The organism is Sneathiella litorea (assembly GCF_009882915.1).
Taxonomy (GTDB): domain Bacteria; phylum Pseudomonadota; class Alphaproteobacteria; order Sneathiellales; family Sneathiellaceae; genus Sneathiella; species Sneathiella litorea.
The window spans coordinates 741,317-758,354 of the sequence record NZ_WTUW01000009.1; the positions used below are offsets into that span (position 1 = coordinate 741,317).

16 protein-coding genes are annotated in these 17,038 nt (G+C 50.5%); 12 read left to right on the plus strand and 4 right to left on the minus strand.

Going from position 1 to position 17,038, the window contains the following annotated elements; all coding sequences use genetic code 11:
* Positions 1 to 56 precede the first annotated feature (56 nt).
* The 3 genes from GQE98_RS17455 to GQE98_RS17465 all read right to left on the minus strand — a co-directional run bounded on the left by GQE98_RS17455 (position 57) and on the right by GQE98_RS17465 (position 4,654).
* Complete coding sequence (locus GQE98_RS17455; RefSeq protein ID WP_161317145.1) at positions 57 to 2,072, minus strand: elongation factor G; 2,016 nt, start codon at positions 2,070 to 2,072, stop codon at positions 57 to 59.
* A 191-nt stretch (positions 2,073 to 2,263) separates the two neighbouring features.
* Positions 2,264 to 3,466: a pyridoxal phosphate-dependent aminotransferase gene (locus GQE98_RS17460; protein WP_161317147.1), complete on the minus strand. Its 1,203-nt coding sequence runs from the start codon at positions 3,464 to 3,466 to the stop codon at positions 2,264 to 2,266.
* 264 nt (positions 3,467 to 3,730) lie between these two features.
* On the minus strand, positions 3,731 to 4,654 hold the full coding sequence (locus tag GQE98_RS17465; protein ID WP_161317149.1) for a transcriptional regulator GcvA: 924 nt from the start codon (positions 4,652 to 4,654) through the stop codon (positions 3,731 to 3,733).
* A gap of 151 nt (positions 4,655 to 4,805) precedes the next feature.
* On the opposite strand from GQE98_RS17465, the gene GQE98_RS17470 reads away from it, so the two are divergent.
* The gene (locus tag GQE98_RS17470; RefSeq protein WP_161317151.1) at positions 4,806 to 5,036 is read left to right on the plus strand and encodes a DUF1127 domain-containing protein; all 231 of its coding nucleotides are present in this window, start codon (positions 4,806 to 4,808) and stop codon (positions 5,034 to 5,036) included.
* Positions 5,037 to 5,199: 163 nt separating this feature from the next.
* On the plus strand, positions 5,200 to 7,374 hold the full coding sequence (gene uvrB, locus GQE98_RS17475; protein ID WP_161317153.1) for an excinuclease ABC subunit UvrB: 2,175 nt from the start codon (positions 5,200 to 5,202) through the stop codon (positions 7,372 to 7,374).
* Here uvrB and modA read toward each other — a convergent pair.
* Positions 7,371 to 8,117, minus strand: a complete 747-nt coding sequence (gene modA, locus GQE98_RS17480) for a molybdate ABC transporter substrate-binding protein (RefSeq protein ID WP_161317155.1) — start codon at positions 8,115 to 8,117, stop codon at positions 7,371 to 7,373. The genes uvrB and modA overlap by 4 nt on opposite strands.
* Positions 8,118 to 8,256: 139 nt before the next feature.
* Between modA and GQE98_RS17485 the strand changes: the two genes are divergently transcribed.
* From GQE98_RS17485 to GQE98_RS17530, 10 genes are all read left to right on the plus strand, one after another.
* Positions 8,257 to 9,186 (plus strand): TraB/GumN family protein, encoded by a 930-nt coding sequence (locus GQE98_RS17485; RefSeq protein ID WP_161317157.1) that lies wholly within the window; start codon positions 8,257 to 8,259, stop codon positions 9,184 to 9,186.
* Between the two features lie 200 nt (positions 9,187 to 9,386).
* Positions 9,387 to 10,361: a calcium/sodium antiporter gene (locus tag GQE98_RS17490; RefSeq protein WP_161317159.1), complete on the plus strand. Its 975-nt coding sequence runs from the start codon at positions 9,387 to 9,389 to the stop codon at positions 10,359 to 10,361.
* A 24-nt stretch (positions 10,362 to 10,385) separates the two neighbouring features.
* The gene (locus GQE98_RS17495) at positions 10,386 to 11,144 is read left to right on the plus strand and encodes an SDR family oxidoreductase (RefSeq protein ID WP_161317161.1); all 759 of its coding nucleotides are present in this window, start codon (positions 10,386 to 10,388) and stop codon (positions 11,142 to 11,144) included.
* A complete protein-coding gene (gene folB / locus GQE98_RS17500) occupies positions 11,137 to 11,559 on the plus strand; it encodes a dihydroneopterin aldolase (RefSeq protein ID WP_161317163.1) in 423 nt (140 codons plus the stop codon). The genes GQE98_RS17495 and folB overlap by 8 nt, the downstream gene beginning before the upstream one ends.
* A 410-nt stretch (positions 11,560 to 11,969) precedes the next feature.
* Entirely contained in the window at positions 11,970 to 13,883 is a 1,914-nt protein-coding gene (gene uvrC / locus GQE98_RS17505; protein ID WP_161317165.1) for an excinuclease ABC subunit UvrC, read from the plus strand.
* Between the two features lie 73 nt (positions 13,884 to 13,956).
* Positions 13,957 to 14,520, plus strand: coding sequence for a CDP-diacylglycerol--glycerol-3-phosphate 3-phosphatidyltransferase (gene pgsA, locus GQE98_RS17510; protein ID WP_161317167.1), 564 nt, complete (start codon positions 13,957 to 13,959; stop codon positions 14,518 to 14,520).
* A gap of 25 nt (positions 14,521 to 14,545) precedes the next feature.
* Positions 14,546 to 15,067, plus strand: a complete 522-nt coding sequence (gene mobB / locus GQE98_RS17515) for a molybdopterin-guanine dinucleotide biosynthesis protein B (protein ID WP_161317169.1) — start codon at positions 14,546 to 14,548, stop codon at positions 15,065 to 15,067.
* Entirely contained in the window at positions 15,051 to 16,307 is a 1,257-nt protein-coding gene (moeA, locus tag GQE98_RS17520; RefSeq protein ID WP_161317171.1) for a molybdopterin molybdotransferase MoeA, read from the plus strand. The genes mobB and moeA overlap by 17 nt, the downstream gene beginning before the upstream one ends.
* Positions 16,304 to 16,555, plus strand: coding sequence for a molybdopterin converting factor subunit 1 (gene moaD, locus GQE98_RS17525; RefSeq protein ID WP_161317173.1), 252 nt, complete (start codon positions 16,304 to 16,306; stop codon positions 16,553 to 16,555). Before moeA ends, moaD begins: the two co-directional genes overlap by 4 nt.
* A 1-nt stretch (position 16,556) precedes the next feature.
* Positions 16,557 to 17,015 (plus strand): molybdenum cofactor biosynthesis protein MoaE, encoded by a 459-nt coding sequence (locus GQE98_RS17530; RefSeq protein ID WP_161317175.1) that lies wholly within the window; start codon positions 16,557 to 16,559, stop codon positions 17,013 to 17,015.
* The last annotated feature ends 23 nt before the right edge of the window (positions 17,016 to 17,038 follow it).

Sequence of the window (17,038 nt, forward strand, 5' to 3'; positions counted from 1 at the left end):
GGCGACGCACCATCAACTACAAGTCAATTGTCTGTGAGCATCCTTCAGAAAACTTTTCAATTCTTGTTCTGAAGGACCTTATCCGCATTATGTCCTGTCAGCTCCTGCAGGTGATCAAACTCACTCCGATAGGTTCCCACCCCGAGCGTTGCAGACCGCAAATCAACAATGAGGTCGTGCACTTCTGATTCCGGGATCATGGCCTCAAGAACATCCCAGCCGCCCCAGCCTTCACGCGCATCAAAGCCGAGGATCTGACCGCGACGACCGCTGACAATGCTGTTTACCTTTGACGTATATTCCGATGGCATCGACAGCTCCACCTTGTAAATGGGCTCCAGAAGAACCGGTTCACATTTCGGCATACCCTCACTCATGGCAATTCGCGCGGCAGAGCGGAAGGAATTTTCAGAACTGTCAACTGAGTGGAACTGCCCATCAAACAGGGTAACGGCGACATCGACTACTGGAAAACCAAGTGGACCTTCTTCAAGATACTCCTTCACTCCATGCTCGACCGCCGGAATATACTGGCGCGGCACAGAGCCGCCGACAATTTTCTCGTCAAAATTAAAACCAGATCCACGCGGCAACGGCTTTATCTCAATATGCACGTCGCCGAACTGGCCATGACCGCCACTTTGTTTTCTATAACGGGCATGTTGCTTTGCCGCCTTGCGGATTGCCTCTTTGTACGCGACCTTCGGGCGTCGAGATTTGACCTCAAGACCATATTTATTCCGCATCCGGTCAAGGGCAACGTTCAGGTGGATTTCCCCCTGCCCCCAGAGCAGCAGCTCCTGCGTTTCCTGTTTATGCTCCATTTTTAGGGACGGATCTTCTTCAAGGATCTTGCTCAGCGCCGCCGAGAGTTTGACCTCATCGTCTCGTCTCTCCGGTACCAGCGCGATACTGTAAACAGGTGCAAAAGCGCCATCTTGTGGCGCATTAATTGTTTTGTCCACCATAAGGACATCTCCGGTTTGTGCCGAATCCAAACGGCCAAAAGCCACTATCTCACCCTCGGTCGCCTTTTCCAGCTTTTCAGATTTTCCACCTTGTAACCGATAAATGCCGCCAACCCGGCCAACCGCAAAACTATCACCATCGCTTATTTCTCCCGACCAGATTCGGGCAAGAGAGAGCTTTCCCGCCTGTGCGGACATATAGGTCTTGAGAATTTGCGCGACCGGTTCACCTGAAGAAGGATTATAACCTGCGCGCTTTGCGGCAACCGAAGCCTCCGGCGCTTCATGACGTAAGGCTTTCAACAGGCGGCGTACCCCGTTTTCATTCTCGGCTGATCCAAGGAATACGGGCGTAACCAGTCCTTCGCGGAGGTCATTCTGGAGCAGCGCATAAATCTCTTCTCTTTCGGGCTCAATATCCTCTAACAGTTCCTCCATCAGATGATCATCGAAGTCCGCCAGTTTTTCGAGCATTGCAAAACGAGACGTCCCCTCTTCCTCCGCCATTTCCGGCGGGAGGTCGATTATGCGCGAGGCTTCGCCTTCCTTATAGACATAGGCCCTCTCGGATGCGAGGTCGACATACCCACTGATGATACTATCGTTGAAAATAGGAACCTGGCGCAATACGAGCGCACGATCGGTAACAGCCTGAAGGGAGTTGAACAGGTCATGCACAGACCCATAGGCTTTATCCATTTTATTGACAAAGATAAACGTTGGCAGCCCTTTTTCCTGCAGGCTTTTCAGTAGCGGCGATAATGTCAACACGCGTTCACTTTCAGGTTCGCAGACGACCACAGCGGCATCTACGCCAGCCAACGCATTCTCCGTTTCCTGAAAAAATTCAATGGAACCGGGACAATCCAGGATCGTGAATTCATCTCCAAGATATTGAGCATGGGCCGCATTGACCTCTACCCCCATTTGACGCTCCCGCGCCTCCTTGGAGCTATCCCCACAAGAGGTGCCCGCCGTAACGCTCCCCTTTCTGTCTGTTTCATTACAGATATGCAGGATGGCTTCTAAAAGAGTTGTTTTCCCGCTTGAATAGGGGCCTACCAGCGCGATGCTGCGAGGCCCCTTTGGTTTGTCTACGACCATGCGTGCCTCCCTTGTTTGTTAGATATTTCTAATGTTCTTCTTCCGCTCTCAATGGCGCAAGGAAAAATTTCAGCAAGGAACAACGACGCGCAGAATTGTGGGCTCACCAGTTTATTTTTCTTATTATTCTGGCAGACATAAAAAAAGGCGACCGAATCATCGGCCGCCTTTTAACTGATATTTTTTATCTCTTAACTCAGGCTGGCACAGAACCGCTGGATACGTTCACAGGCTTCTGTCAACGCCTCGGTCGAGGTGGCGTAGGAAACACGGAAATGTGGAGACAGGCCGAATGCCTCACCATGCACCACGGCCACGCCTTCGGTTTCCAGAAGTGCCGAGACAAAGTCGAAATCATTCTCGATCACCTTACCCTCCGGTGTTTTCTTACCGATGCAGCCCGTACAGGACGGATAAACGTAAAAGGCTCCTTCGGGCATTGGGCAACTTAAACCAGTCGCCTGGTTGAGCATGCCAACGACAAGATCGCGTCGCTCTTCAAAAACTTTTGCCCGCTCCGCAATAAAATCCTGCGGCCCGTTTAATGCTTCAACCGCAGCGTACTGACTAATTGAACTGGGGTTGGACGTGCTTTGCGATTGTACCTTCGCCATCGCCTTGATCAGTTCCACCGGACCCGCACCATAACCAATCCGCCAGCCCGTCATCGCATAGGATTTTGAGACCCCGTTCATTGTCAGTGTCCGGTCATAAAGCGCCGGCTCCACTTCCGCCGGAGTTGCAAATTTGAAATCATCATAGACCAGATGTTCATACATATCGTCTGTCAGGATCCAGACCTGTGGATGACGAACCAATACGTCGGTCAGCGCCTTAAGTTCGTCATGGCTGTAGCCTGCGCCAGAAGGGTTTGACGGAGAGTTGAAAATTAGCCATTTCGTCTTCGGCGTGATGGCCGCCTCCAGATCCGCCGCCTGCATCTTGAAGCCATTTGCGGCCGTCGTCGGCACAAAAACCGGCTCCCCGCCACCAAGTAGCACCATATCAGGATAGGAAACCCAGTAAGGTGCCGGGATCAAAACTTCGTCGCCCGGGTTCAAGGTCGCAACCAGCGCATTATAAATAATCTGTTTGCCGCCGGTTCCCACCGTCACTTGAGAGGGTTCATAGTCGAGGTTATTGTCGCGCTTGAATTTCTTGCAGATCGCCTGTTTCAGCTCCGGTATACCATCCACAGCCGTATATTTCGTCTTGCCTTCATTAATGGCACGGATTGCAGCTTCCTTGATGTTGTCCGGCGTATCAAAATCCGGCTCACCGGCACCCAGGCCAATCACATCACGTCCGGCTGCCTTGAGTTCGGCGGCCTTAGTGGTCACAGCAATGGTAACAGAGGGTTTAATGCGTCCCAGGCTTTCCGCAATTATAGACATAACTTCCTATCTCTCTCGGCTAGCGTAAATTCAAGGTGCAATTTCGCACCAACAAGCAATTGGTCTATAGCGCTTATTCCACTCTGAGGCCACCCGTTTTCAATAGTAAAAACCAAAAATCGTAATAAAATTCGGGGTCATTTCGTAATCGTGAAATTTTTTACTACCCGTACAATAACGGCTGGCCTTTTCCTAGATCGGTCCAACAGAACCGGTTCCGCGTTGAACACAGGCAGAGATGCTTGATTTTCTTAACTGAGGTGATCAGCTTGCCTTTTCCGTGCGGGATTTAAAGCGTCCTGAACTAACCGACGCTTCTTCCAATATCCAGTTTCGAAATGCAACAATCCGCGGGCGATCAGAAACTTCTTCAGGGCACACGATATAGTAGGCGTGATCAGCTCTCATGGGCTGGACATCAAAAGGCTGGACCAGTCGGCCCGCGATCAGGTCGTCTGCAGCAAGCGTGCTCCGGCCCAGCGCCACCCCCTGCCCCTCCATTGCGGCGGTGAGTAGCATAGAGCTGTCATTAAAGCTTGGCCCGCGTTTCGGATCTACATCCATCACTCCGGCCATGGCGAGCCAGGCCTGCCAGTCAATCCGCATATCGTCATGCAACAAGGTATGGTATTTCAGGTCCGCCGGCGTGCGAAGAGGATTTTCGCCTTCTAGGAGGCTCGGGCTGCAAACAGGAAACATCACCTCTTCCGTCAATATCTTATCCACGCGAAGGCCGGGATAATTCCCATGTCCATACCGTATGACAACATCTACGTCCTCACGGTTGAAATCTGTGAGATGGTCAGACGCGGAAAGCCGTACATCTATATCAGGATGGGCTTCCCGGAATAGGCGTAGGCGTGGCAGTAGCCAACGCGAAGCGAATGAGGGCAAGGTATCCACATGTAAAGCACCGGAAACATCCTGCTGCATAATTTTTTCAGTCGCAGAACTAATTGTCTCAAGACCATTTCTGACACCAACAAGATAATTCTGCCCTTCATTCGTCAGAATAACTGCCCGGTTTAATCGCTTAAATAAAGTTACACCGAGCCAATCCTCCAGCGCCTTGATTTGATGGCTAACAGCAGCAGGGGTCACGAACAACTCTTCGGCCGCCTTAGAAAAGCTCAAATGCCGGGCCGCGGCCTCAAAGCTTCGCAATGCCTTTAGTGGGGGAAGGCGCATATCCGGCTCCCATTTCAGATTAGAAAAACTAACTCATTCTATTAGAATTTGTCGTTTGTAATCAAGTCTGAAAGTTGACAGATATACTCCATCAGAACAAGAGGAGACGCCTTAGAAATGGCGGCTCCATTTTAAGTGAAGGAGTAGAGAGATGGCAACGAGAACATATACAAACGGCGGCAACATGCAATTTGCTCCTGTTACAGGACATGTTGACAATCAGGGGATCCTGGGATCTATCGCATCAACAATTCTAAATTGGCAGGAACGGGCATCCATGCGGCACCAGCTCGCAAGCTTGGATAAAGAGTATTTGAATGACATGGGGCTTTCAACCTCTGCCGTAAAATTGGAAACATCTAAGTCTTTCTGGCAATCATAAGTCCAGAAGACTATCCGCCCGGAAATGTCCCCTTCCCCCTGTCCAAGGACGTCCGGGCGGTCCCTGTGATTTGTTTATTGACCGCAGGCGCATTTCATCAAATTTTCATAACCTGTATCAGATATTGATGGAAATTTGGGCGTAATCACCCTATAACCAGTCCATGCAATTTGAGAACAAAAATGAAACATCTGGACTAGAAGACGCATCGCCCGCCTTCATTCCGCATCGGCCGACCCGACCGGAGAAATCGGAAGGCGGCATCGCCTTTGAAGTCGTTTCAGAATATGAACCGGCTGGCGACCAGCCGGAGGCCATTAGCAGTCTTGTCAGCGGCATAAAGCAGCATGAAAAAGATCAGGTTCTTCTCGGGGTAACGGGCTCCGGCAAGACCTTTACAATGGCGAAGGTCATTGAGAAAATGCAACGGCCAACTCTCATCCTCGCCCATAACAAGACACTTGCTGCTCAGCTCTATGGAGAGATGAAAGCGTTTTTCCCCAATAACGCCGTTGAATATTTCGTCTCCTATTACGACTATTACCAGCCGGAAGCCTATGTGGCGCGGACGGACACATATATAGAAAAAGATGCCTCAGTAAATGAGCAGATTGACCGCCTTCGCCATTCCGCGACGCGCGCCCTTCTTGAGCGAGATGACGTGATCATTGTCGCCTCTGTCTCCTGCATTTACGGTATCGGCTCCGTTGAAACCTATAGTGAGATGACGCTTGATCTGAAGGTTGGCAAGGAGTTTGACAGGCAGGATCTGCTCCGTCAGCTGGTGGAAATTCAGTACCGCCGCAATGATGCGAGCTTTACCCGTGGCACCTTCCGGGTGCGCGGCGACACCATCGAAATTTTCCCGGCCCATTTGGAAGATCGTGCCTGGCGTCTCTCGCTTTTCGGCGATGAGCTTGAGAGCATTACCGAGTTCGACCCCTTAACCGGTGAAAAATCGGGTACTCTTTCCGACGTGCGGATCTATGCAAACAGTCATTATGTGACGCCTAAACCGACATTGCGACAGGCGCAGGAACAGATAAAGCAAGAGCTGAAATTGCGTCTGGCGGAATTTGAGGCGCAGAATAAGCTGCTGGAAGCCCAGCGTCTGGAACAACGGACAATGTTTGATCTCGAGATGATGGAGGCGACAGGCGCCTGTGCCGGTATCGAGAATTACTCAAGATACCTCTCCGGCCGTGGTCCCGGCCAACCCCCGCCAACCCTGTTCGAGTATCTGCCTGACAATGCGATGCTGATGGTAGATGAAAGCCATGTCACCGTCAGCCAGATCGGCGCCATGTACAAAGGCGACTTTCGGCGTAAATCAACCCTTTCGGATTATGGCTTCCGCCTCCCCTCCTGTATGGATAACCGGCCACTCAAGTTCGAGGAATGGGAGGCCATGCGGCCGCAGACGGTTTTTGTTTCTGCAACGCCCGGCCCGTGGGAACTCGAAAGAACAGGCGGCGCGTTCGTTGAGCAGGTTATTCGCCCCACCGGCCTGACCGATCCGGACTGCATTATCCGCCCTGTCGATCAACAGGTGGACGACCTGATGCGCGAATGTAAACTCTGCGCAGCAAAGGGGGAACGAGTACTCGTCACGACACTGACCAAGAAAATGGCGGAAGACCTGACCGAGTATTTTCATGAGAACGGGATTAAGGTTCGGTATCTCCATTCAGACATTGATACGTTGGAACGCATAGAAATTATCCGCGACCTCCGATTAGGCACTTTTGATGTTCTGGTGGGTATCAACCTTCTTCGCGAAGGTCTGGACATCCCCGAATGTGCGCTTGTCGCTATTCTCGATGCAGATAAGGAAGGTTTCCTGCGATCCTCCACCTCATTAATCCAGACAATTGGCCGTGCGGCACGAAATGTGGATGGCCGCGTCATCCTCTATGCGGATAAGATTACCAAAAGCATGCAGTTCGCGCTGGACGAGACCAAACGGCGCAAGGATAAGCAGGAGGCGTTCAACGCAGAACATGGAATTACCCCCATGTCTATCCGGAAAAATATCGACGATGTCATGCAGAGTGTCTATGAGCAGGATCATTATAATGTGAGTCTGGGCCTCGAAGACTCAAACAATATGATCGGCCATAATCTCGAGGCGCATATCGAGAGCCTTGAGAAGAAAATGCGTACTGCCGCCGAGGATCTCGAGTTTGAGGAAGCGGCACGATTACGCGACGAAATCAAGAAACTGCAAGATCGCGAACTGGGCATCGGCGGCCCGAAAAGCGGCCGACCGCAAGGCCGATCACGCAAAGGGAAAGCCGGTAGCGGCCATGTCCTTGGCGGACGAACTCGAAACGGCTAGTTCTCGAACGCTAGAAATCCATGCTGGCGGAGGATTTCCCGTCCCTCCTCTGAGCGTACAAACTTATAAAAAAGGTCAGTTGAATGGCCGTCATTCCCCTTGACCTTTGCCATGGCATAGGAAATAGGCGGATGGGAATCGCGCGGGAAAACAGCCGCGAGCTGAATATTCTTGGCACGTCGCATATCCGTTTCATAAATGATTGCGAAGGGTGCCTCTCCCCTCTCTACCAAAGCCAAGACAGCCCGGACATTTGGCAGCATCACCAAACTCTCTTTTACCTTGTCCCATAAGTTAAGGGTCTGGAGAGAGGCCTTTGCATATGCACCTGCGGGCACATGAGCTGGATTGCCGATCGCCAGCCGTCCCGACCCGAGAAGGGAGGGTATTTTCTCGAAAAGAAAGGGATCAGGTAGCATAGCGTCCTTTGGGGCGACGAGGATTAGATTGTTAGACGCGATCCTTACCAAACTCCCCTGTTCGAGGAATTCAGATTTATCCAGAAATTCCACCCAGGGTAAATTTGCAGAAATAAAGATATCAGCCGGCGCCCCTTCCTTAATCTGCCGAGCCAACGTTCCACTGCCGGCAAAGGAAGCAATCACGGTAAAACCGGTCCGCTTTTCAAATGCCGACCCAAGCGCAGAAACAGCTTCCGATGTACTGGCGGCTGCAAAAACAACGACATCCTCTTCAGCCGCCTTAACGATCGATACAGAAGTGAAAGTCAGTATTAGTACCATCACCAATTGCAGAAAAAAAATCCGAAGAAATCTGTATACAGTCAATAATCCATCCCTTGAGTCGGCTATTTCGTGAAAATTCTGAGTGTTGTGTTAGTTTAAGTGTAATTCGCAACGGTGGCAATCGACGAGGCTTATTATGACAATGCTTTCAAGGCTTTTCCTGTGCCTTATTCTTCTAATCCTGTCGCAGGGACTTTCGTTACAAGGCCTCGCCAAACCTCTTCCGCCGGAAAATTGTACCGACCGCCCCTTCGATGAAGGACGGCTCTGGAAAGTATCTCGAGACAATGTGCCGCCAAGCTATATCTTTGGCACGATGCATTCAAAGGACCCCCGCATTCTACATATACCCGGCGTTGTGATGCAGGTATTTATCGCCTCGACCACGGCAATTTTTGAAACATCCCTGAAGGATGACGAAATCGCCCAAAATCAACGCCTATTGCTACTTTCGCCCGGGAAAAGTTTACAGAAGCTAGTCGGCGACAAGCGATTTGAACAGCTCACCAGACTTGTAGAACCATATGGAATGGCACCTACTACCCTCGATCGACTTAAAATATGGGCCGCAGCGACAATCATCAGTCAGCCGCCACCCGAGGGAACAAACGACACCCATTCCTTGACATTGCTTGACAAGGAGCTTGAAAAATCCGCCCTGCAATCCGGCAAACGCGTCATAGCTCTTGAGAGTTATAAAGAGCAGTTGGATATATTCGATACCATGCCGAAAGCTGTACAACTGGAGTTTCTCGATCAAGCCATTGCCGAACATAGCGAACTTAATGAAGAGCTCGAGAAAATGACGAGCTATTATCTTTCCGGAAACACCGGATGGATCGCCTGTGATCTTGAGGAAACGCTTGAGGGAGCGAGCGCGGCCTTAAACGATATCATGACGAACGACCTTATATATACTCGAAACCATCACATGGTTGAACGCATGCTCCCTGAGTTGGCGCGCGGGAACGTCTTTGTTGGCATAGGCGCCCTCCATCTTCCAGGAGAAGAAGGCGTCCTCTCACTCCTTAAGGAGAAGGGATATTCAATTGAGCGAAAATACTAGCAGTAGCCCCTTAAATAACTTGCAGTAACCATGCCACACCCTTGAGTAAATACGCACTCTAATTTGAAAAGACAGAAATTTAGTGCCATTAGCTCTTTTACTGATACCCCGCCATGTCTATATAACAACCTGATGTCTTCAAGGAACAGTGGTGACGGGATGAGTGTAACGGGAAATTTGTCCCGGGGTGTTAGCCCTTTATGATGTACCTACAAGTAGCTGCTGGTCTGGTAATCCTTCTGGTTTGTGGTGAACTTCTGGTCCGGGGCTCTGTTGCCCTTGCGGAACAGATGGGCGTGTCAAAACTGGTCATTGGTTTTACGGTGATTGCCTTTGGGACTTCCGCGCCGGAACTGGTTGTATGCATTCAGGCTGCAATTGATGGTGTGCCGGGCATAGCCTTCGGCAATGTGATTGGCAGTAATATAGCTAATGTCCTGCTGGTTATTGGCGTTCCTGCGCTAATCTATCCGCTGGTTTGTGATACTCGCTCCGCACTTCGCGACTGCCTCATCATGGTTTTCGCATCAATCCTCTTCATGGTCCTGGTCTGGAATGGCGAGCTCCATCTTTGGCAGGGAGCGCTTCTTCTCGCTGTCCTGACTGCTGTTATTGTCCGATCCTATTATCGTGCCCGCAAGGAGGGGGACGAAGGCGCCGAGGAAGCATTGGAAGAATATGAACAGAATATGCCGAAAAGTATTTATATCAGCATACTCTTTGTTTTGATGGGACTTTTTGGCCTGATATTTGGGTCGCATCTACTTGTTCAGGGCGCGGAAGTGATTGCACGGGTTGCCGGTGTTTCAGATGAGATCATTGGCCTGACCCTTGTTGCTCTTGGCACTTCCCTTCCAGAACTTGCCACGTCTATAATTGCCGCTTTCCGTCGCCATGGGGACGTGGCTATCGGGAATGTTCTGGGCTCCAACCTATTCAATATCACAGGCATCATCGGCGTAACGGCGATTGTCGAACCAATGCAAGCGCCCTTGCAGATCCTGCATTTCGATCTCTGGATCATGCTGTTCGTTTCCCTTCTCATGATCCCGATTTTCATATCCAAAAAACCCATCGGCCGGGTTATGGGTGGGGCGTTTTGCATTGCCTATGTCGCCTATGTCATGGCGCAGTTTTATGGTATGTCTGGCGTCTATGCCGCACCGGTGCATTAGAAACTAACTTAGGACATCGCGTGAATGCCAAATAATGTCTTAATAACAGGAGCGGGTCGGCGCATTGGCCGCGCCATCGCCACGTCTTTTGCCGACAAGGGCTGGGGCATTGCCCTTCATTACCGGCAATCAAGATCAGAGGCCGAGGCACTGAAAGATGACTTGTCTGCGACAGGGGTAAATGTTGTTCTTGTCAAAGCGGACCTGGCAAACCCAACCGAGGTCACCAAAATCATTCCTGAGGTGAATGCTGCCCTCGGGCCGCTAAATTGTCTGGTAAACAATGCGGCCGTTTTTGAAAAAGATACGATTGACGATGTAACCGCTGAAAGCTTTCATATGCATCTCAATACAAACCTGCTTGCGCCGATGCTTCTCACGCAAGCCTTTGCCCAACAGCTTCCTGTCGATATACAGGGTAATATTATCAATATCGCTGACCAGCGGGTTTTTAACCTACGCCCTGAGTTTATGTCCTATACGATAAGCAAGACTGGACTCTGGACACTCACACAGACAACCGCAATGGCGCTCGCGCCGCATATAAGGGTCAACGCAGTTGGTCCCGGACCGACCCTGGCAAATACAAGACAGACGGCGACGCAATTTAAACAGCAGCAAAAATCGGTTCCTCTAGGCTATGGTCCAACACCAGAGGAAATCGCACTCGCCGTCCAGTTTATTCTGGCGGCGAAATCGATGACCGGTGAATTTGTTTCCCTTGATGGTGGTCAGCATCTGCCGGTAAGTCAAAGCGAGACGAAAGAAGGCGTGTATGAATAAACCAACGACAGCAAATGTACTTTACTCTGAAAAGATGACCCGGCCAGCATCCACGCATAAGGTATTCATCAACGACCTTATGGTGGACATGCTGATTGGCGTGTATTCACATGAGAAATCTACGCCGCAACCCGTTCGCCTTAATATTGAGATGACGGTGACCGATCCACTGGCCCCGCTTGCGGACAACTACAAGAATGTCGTTTGTTATGAAACAATTTCGAATCACATCACAAACATGGCAAAAAGTGAGCATGTTAACCTCGTAGAAACGCTCGCTGAGAAAGTTGCCGCAATCTGCCTTGCCAATGAGAGGGTTAGCTTGGTGAAGATAAAGGTTGAAAAGCTCAACGCTATCAAAAACACGACAAGTGTTGGCGTTGAAATTATTCGTGGAAGACCTCAGGTCTCTTGAAAATCGTAAAAAACGTAAAATTTGACGAAATCTCAGCGCTAGTTGTGCACATTGCGGCGCAAACCCGTCAATTCCCCCATAAAACCCAAATAAAATTACATTTCCCCAGGAACCTCTGGCTTGACTTTTGAAAAACCTATATAATTCAAATGGTTACTTATTTGCCTAAAAATTAGGCAGTGTCGTTAAAGGCTAGGGTTACCATGCCCTACAGCTGCATGTCAGCGGCTTACTAACAAAGTTATCCACAGAAAAAGTGGATAGTGTAAAAAAACTGTAACAGCTAAAATTAGAGGGAAAATTTGGACTTCTAATGTCTCTTAATAATAAGGGGGTTAGGGTATTTTACTGATAATCGTTTTAAGTCCATCTACTAACTATCATTGCTTTTTACGACCTGATAAATATTAATGATGCACCAGAACTCAGATTCTACCGGTAATAACAGCGAATCACCATTCCGCCGCGGGGCCATGGTGATCGAACGGTTTTTAAAAAACCTTCCCAATTCCCCTGGTGTCTATCGCATGATTGATGCGGACGGACAGATCCTCTATGTGGGTAAGGCAAAAAACCTTAAGAAACGCGTAAGTTCGTATGTAAAAACGACAGGCCAGTCGACGCGAATTATGCGGATGGTCTCATTAACCCGGTCAATGGAATTTGTCTCAACCCATACTGAGGTTGAGGCACTGCTCCTTGAAGCCAATCTGATCAAGAACCTGAAGCCGCGCTATAATATCATCCTGCGCGATGATAAATCCTTCCCCTACATCCTGATTACCGGCGATCACGAATGGCCGCAAATCACCAAGCATCGCGGTGCGAGATCGCGCAAAGGTGAGTATTATGGTCCTTTTGCCTCGGCTGGTGCCGTAAATGAAACTCTGGCAACCTTTCAGCGCCTCTTTCCCCTACGCTCCTGTTCGGACTCTGAATTTCAGAACCGCACCCGCCCCTGCCTTCAGTATCAGATTAAACGCTGCTCTGGGCCCTGTGTTGGACTTATCAACCGGGAGGACTATCTCGACGTCGTGGATGAAGCACGCAGCTTTCTCTCCGGCAAGAGCCATATGCTTCAGGAAAAGCTGGCGGCCAGAATGCAGGTGGCAAGCGACGCGCTCGATTTCGAGCAGGCAGCCGTCCTGCGCGACCGGCTTAAAGCCATGGCTCATATCCAGTCAAAGCAAACGATTAACCTGCCCGGTGTCGAGGAAGTCGATGTCATTGCCGCGTATCAGGAAGGCGGTCAGACATGCGTTCAGGTCTTTTTTCTTCGGTCCGGCCAGAACTTCGGTAATCGCGCCCATTACCCAACCCACAACAAGGATGATAACCCATCTGATATCCTTAGCGCCTTCATCGGTCAGTTCTATGACGGGCGCAGTGCCCCACGGCGTATCTGGACGAGCCATGAACTTCAAGACGCTGACCTAATCGGTGAAGCCTTATCAATTGCGTCCGAAAGGGTTGTGAAGATCGACACACCCAAACGCGGTGCAAAACGGGAAATGGTGGAGCACGCACTTTTAAACGCGAAGGGAGCCTTGGCGAGGCGTCTGGCGGAAAATGCCAGCCAACGCAGACATCTTGAAGGTGTTGCTACGGCGTTCGGGCTTGCGGAACCACCATCGCGGATTGAGGTTTATGATAACAGTCATATTTCGGGCACCCATTCGGTAGGCGCCATGGTGGTTGCCGGACCAGAGGGATTTGAGAAAAAGGCCTACCGCAAGTTCAATATAAAGAACACCGCACTCGCGCCTGGGGATGATTACGGCATGATGCGTGAGGTATTAACTCGGCGGTTTTCCCGCTTGCAGAAGGAAGATCCTGACAAAGCGGGACCCGCCCTGTCAGGTTCGCGCGAACAATGGCCCGACCTAATCCTTATCGATGGCGGTCAGGGACAACTGAGCGCCGTGCAGGAAGTATTTGACAATCTTGGTGTCACGGACGTTGCTCTGGTCGGCATTGCAAAGGGCCCTGACCGAAACGCTGGACGGGAGCGGTTCTTTATGACCGGAAAAGCTCCCTTCTCCCTGCCAGAAAAGGATTCCACGCTCTATTTCCTGCAACGACTTCGTGACGAGGTGCATCATTTCGCAATATCGACGCATCGGGCAAAACGGTCACGCGCAATCGGGCGCTCTCCTCTGGACGAAATTCCGGGCATTGGCGCCAAACGCAAGAAGGCTCTTCTCAACCGGTTTGGCTCTGCCAAGGGCGTTGAGCAGGCAGCGTTGAGCGATCTGCAAGCGGTAGAAGGGATCTCTCGCGCCATCGCAGATACCATCTATCAGTTTTTCCATGAAGAAAGCTGATTTCTACTCTTTAATTCCCCATGGCGGGTCCCTATACTAATTTTTTCATCAGCCGTTGGCGTCAAGAATACTCATGCTCTCAAGCCTACCAAATTTACTGACACTATCACGTATCGTTGTCATCCCCCTGCTGCTGGCTTCGCTTTTTCTGCCAGGAGATTTGGGAAGCTGGGTACCGCTTGGCCTTTTTATTGCGGCCGGGATAACGGATTTCCTGGATGGGTATTTCGCGCGGCGCTATCGACAAACATCCAATTTGGGTCGGTTTATGGATCCCGTCGCGGATAAACTGCTTGTTGCGTCCGTATTGTTCGTTCTCGTCGGGATCGGGCGCATTGGCGAATGGGATCTTATCCCCGCTACGATCATACTGTGTCGGGAGATTCTGGTATCGGGATTGCGCGAATATCTAGCGGAACTGCGTGTCGGCATGCCGGTCAGCAAACTTGCGAAATGGAAAACAACTGCCCAGATTTTTGCGATCTGCTTTCTGTTGGGCGGCCCTGCAGTCGAAGGGCAGTTCGACGCCATTCTTATCGGTCAGGTTTTACTCTGGGTGGCCGGATCCCTGACTGTCTGGACCGGATATGACTATTTGCGTCTTGGCCTGAAACATATGATGGCTGAAGGCTCGTGATAGGACAGATGCGGGTAGGATAGGTATGAATATCATTGGCATTTCGGGCTGGAGTGGAAATGGCAAGACAACTCTTCTTACCCGGTTGATCCCCGCCCTGAAAGCACGTGGTTTCAAGGTGTCGACAATCAAGCATGCGCATCATAAGTTCGATATTGATGTGCCGGGTAAGGATTCTTATCGCCATCGTGAGGCTGGCGCAGAAGAAGTCCTTATCTCCTCATCAAACCGCTGGGCACTCATGCATGAAAACCATGACAATGGGGAGGCACATCTTGAGGATCTCATTGCCAGGATGGCACCTGTTGATATCCTTTTGGTAGAAGGTTTCAAGTCAGAAAGTTTTCCAAAAATTGAGGTCTGGCGTCAGGAAAGCGGTACTGAGCCAAGAGTCGCCTCGGATGATAGCATTGTCGCTCTGGCGACCCCCGATCTAACTTACGTAGCCCCCGTCCCAATTCTCAATTTGAATAATGAAAATGCTATTGCTGATTTTATTGTTCAATATTTTAAGTTGGAGGTCACTACGAATGAAACGGCTGGCTAATGACTGTTTTTCGAACGCGTCGGAGATGATCAGCGTTGCTGAGGCATTGACGAAGATCGCCGCTGCCGCGAAACCACTTGCGGGCACCGAGCGAACGACAGTTTTTGAAGCGGAAGGCCGGATACTCGCGGAAGATATTTATGCAACAATGAGCATCCCTCCGACCGATAATTCCGCTGTCGATGGGTATGCTTTTTGCTTTGCAGACTATGAGAAAAAACCTGATAAACCGCGCAATATTACAGGCCAAAGCAAAGCCGGCCACCCCTGGAAAGGCCCCCTAGCAACCGACGCAGTCATCAAGATCCTAACTGGAGCCGTAATGCCCGAAGGGCTCGATACAATTGCCATGACAGAGGATGTATCGATACAAGGCAATCAAGTCATCCTTCCGACCGGATTAAAGGCTGGAGACAACTGTCGCAAGAAGGGAGAGGATATTCAAGCGGGTCAGATCTTATTGACGAAAGGAACACAGCTACGCCCACAAGAGCTTGGGTATCTCGCGTCTGTCGGACTGGAATCAATTAATGTCTTCAAGCGGCTGAAGGTCGCTCTTTTCTCAACGGGAGATGAACTTGTCAATCCCGGCGAACCCCGTTCTTCCAACGGCATTTATGACAGTAACAGATTAATCCTGATCGGCCTTCTTGCCAATCTTGGCTGTTCCGTCACGGACCTTGGTATTCTAAAAGACCGCCTACCGGTCGTCCGTGCGGCGTTACACGAGGCCGCGAGCAACCATGATCTTGTGTTGACTTCAGGCGGTGTCTCGATGGGCGATGAGGATCATGTCAAGACAGCGCTTAATGATATAGGTCACCTGCATTTCTGGCGCATTGCCATCAAGCCGGGGCGACCGCTGGCTCTTGGCCAGATAGGGAATACCGCCTTTATTGGCTTGCCCGGGAATCCAATTGCCGCGCTTGTTTGTACATTGATGTTCGCCCGCCCGTTGATTAAAATATTAAGTGGCGCGAATACAACGCCTCCCCTTTCCTTTCAGGCGACATCAGATTTCAGCCTGAAAAAGAAACCCGGCCGGACGGAATGGTTAAGGGCGCGCTATCACGTTTCAGATACTGGCATCGGGATAGTCGAAAAATATCCGACAGAAGGGTCAGGTATTCTTTCTTCTGCTGTCTGGGCAAATGGCTTGATCGAAATTGGGGACGATGTCACCTATATAAACAAAGGGGATCTGATCACTTTTTTCCCCTTTTCGGAGTTGATGAGATGAAAATTCTGTATTTTGCCTGGCTGAAAGCCAAACTACAGATGACGGAAGAAGTTGTGAGCTGTTCGGATGAACGCCGCGATACTGATAGCTTGGTGCGCTGGATGAAGAAACGCGGTCCTGCATTCGAAGAAGTATTCAGTGACCTGGAGGTTGTCAGAATTGCGGTTAATCAGGAATATATTACAGGTAATACCACGCTCTCAGAGGGCGATGAAATTGCGTTTTTTCCCCCTGTAACAGGTGGATGAAATGATCCGTGTCCAGCGCGAAAAATTCGATATCGGCGCGGAGATTGAGGCCCTTACAACCGGCCGTACGGATATCGGCGCCGTTGTCAGCTTTACCGGCCTTGTGCGGGATTTCAACGACGGAAATAAAGTGACGGGCCTGAGCCTGGAGCATTATCCCGGCATGACAGAGCGGGAACTTGCGAAGATTGAAGATGAAGCGAGAGGGCGCTGGGATATACAGGAATGCCTGATCATTCATCGGCACGGAAAGATGGCGCTCGGTGAACCTATCGTATTGGTGGTTACGGCATCACCCCATCGGCGAGACGCATTCGAAGCCGCTCATTTCTTGATGGACTGGTTAAAAACCAAGGCCCCTTTCTGGAAGCAGGAAATGAACGCAAGCGGTGAAGTAAACTGGGTAAATGAGCGAGAAAGCGATCTGGAGGCAGCAAAACGCTGGTCTTCAGATACTTAGCCTGTTGATTAAAGGCGTGCGCC

Excerpts from the sequence above, each read along its gene's own strand:
- mobB (WP_161317169.1), top strand. The coding sequence starts at position 14,546 with ATGAATATCATTGGCATTTCGGGCTGGAGTGGAAATGGCAAGACAACT.
- GQE98_RS17530 (WP_161317175.1), top strand. The coding sequence starts at position 16,557 with ATGATCCGTGTCCAGCGCGAAAAATTCGATATCGGCGCGGAGATTGAG.
- folB (WP_161317163.1), top strand. The coding sequence starts at position 11,137 with ATGAATAAACCAACGACAGCAAATGTACTTTACTCTGAAAAGATGACC.
- uvrB (WP_161317153.1), top strand. The coding sequence starts at position 5,200 with ATGCAATTTGAGAACAAAAATGAAACATCTGGACTAGAAGACGCATCG.
- GQE98_RS17455 (WP_161317145.1), bottom strand. The coding sequence starts at position 2,072 with ATGGTCGTAGACAAACCAAAGGGGCCTCGCAGCATCGCGCTGGTAGGC.
- moeA (WP_161317171.1), top strand. The coding sequence starts at position 15,051 with ATGAAACGGCTGGCTAATGACTGTTTTTCGAACGCGTCGGAGATGATC.
- modA (WP_161317155.1), bottom strand. The coding sequence starts at position 8,117 with ATGGTACTAATACTGACTTTCACTTCTGTATCGATCGTTAAGGCGGCT.
- GQE98_RS17460 (WP_161317147.1), bottom strand. The coding sequence starts at position 3,466 with ATGTCTATAATTGCGGAAAGCCTGGGACGCATTAAACCCTCTGTTACC.
- moaD (WP_161317173.1), top strand. The coding sequence starts at position 16,304 with ATGAAAATTCTGTATTTTGCCTGGCTGAAAGCCAAACTACAGATGACG.
- GQE98_RS17485 (WP_161317157.1), top strand. The coding sequence starts at position 8,257 with ATGACAATGCTTTCAAGGCTTTTCCTGTGCCTTATTCTTCTAATCCTG.
- GQE98_RS17490 (WP_161317159.1), top strand. The coding sequence starts at position 9,387 with ATGATGTACCTACAAGTAGCTGCTGGTCTGGTAATCCTTCTGGTTTGT.
- GQE98_RS17470 (WP_161317151.1), top strand. The coding sequence starts at position 4,806 with ATGGCAACGAGAACATATACAAACGGCGGCAACATGCAATTTGCTCCT.
- GQE98_RS17495 (WP_161317161.1), top strand. The coding sequence starts at position 10,386 with ATGCCAAATAATGTCTTAATAACAGGAGCGGGTCGGCGCATTGGCCGC.
- pgsA (WP_161317167.1), top strand. The coding sequence starts at position 13,957 with ATGCTCTCAAGCCTACCAAATTTACTGACACTATCACGTATCGTTGTC.
- GQE98_RS17465 (WP_161317149.1), bottom strand. The coding sequence starts at position 4,654 with ATGCGCCTTCCCCCACTAAAGGCATTGCGAAGCTTTGAGGCCGCGGCC.
- uvrC (WP_161317165.1), top strand. The coding sequence starts at position 11,970 with ATGATGCACCAGAACTCAGATTCTACCGGTAATAACAGCGAATCACCA.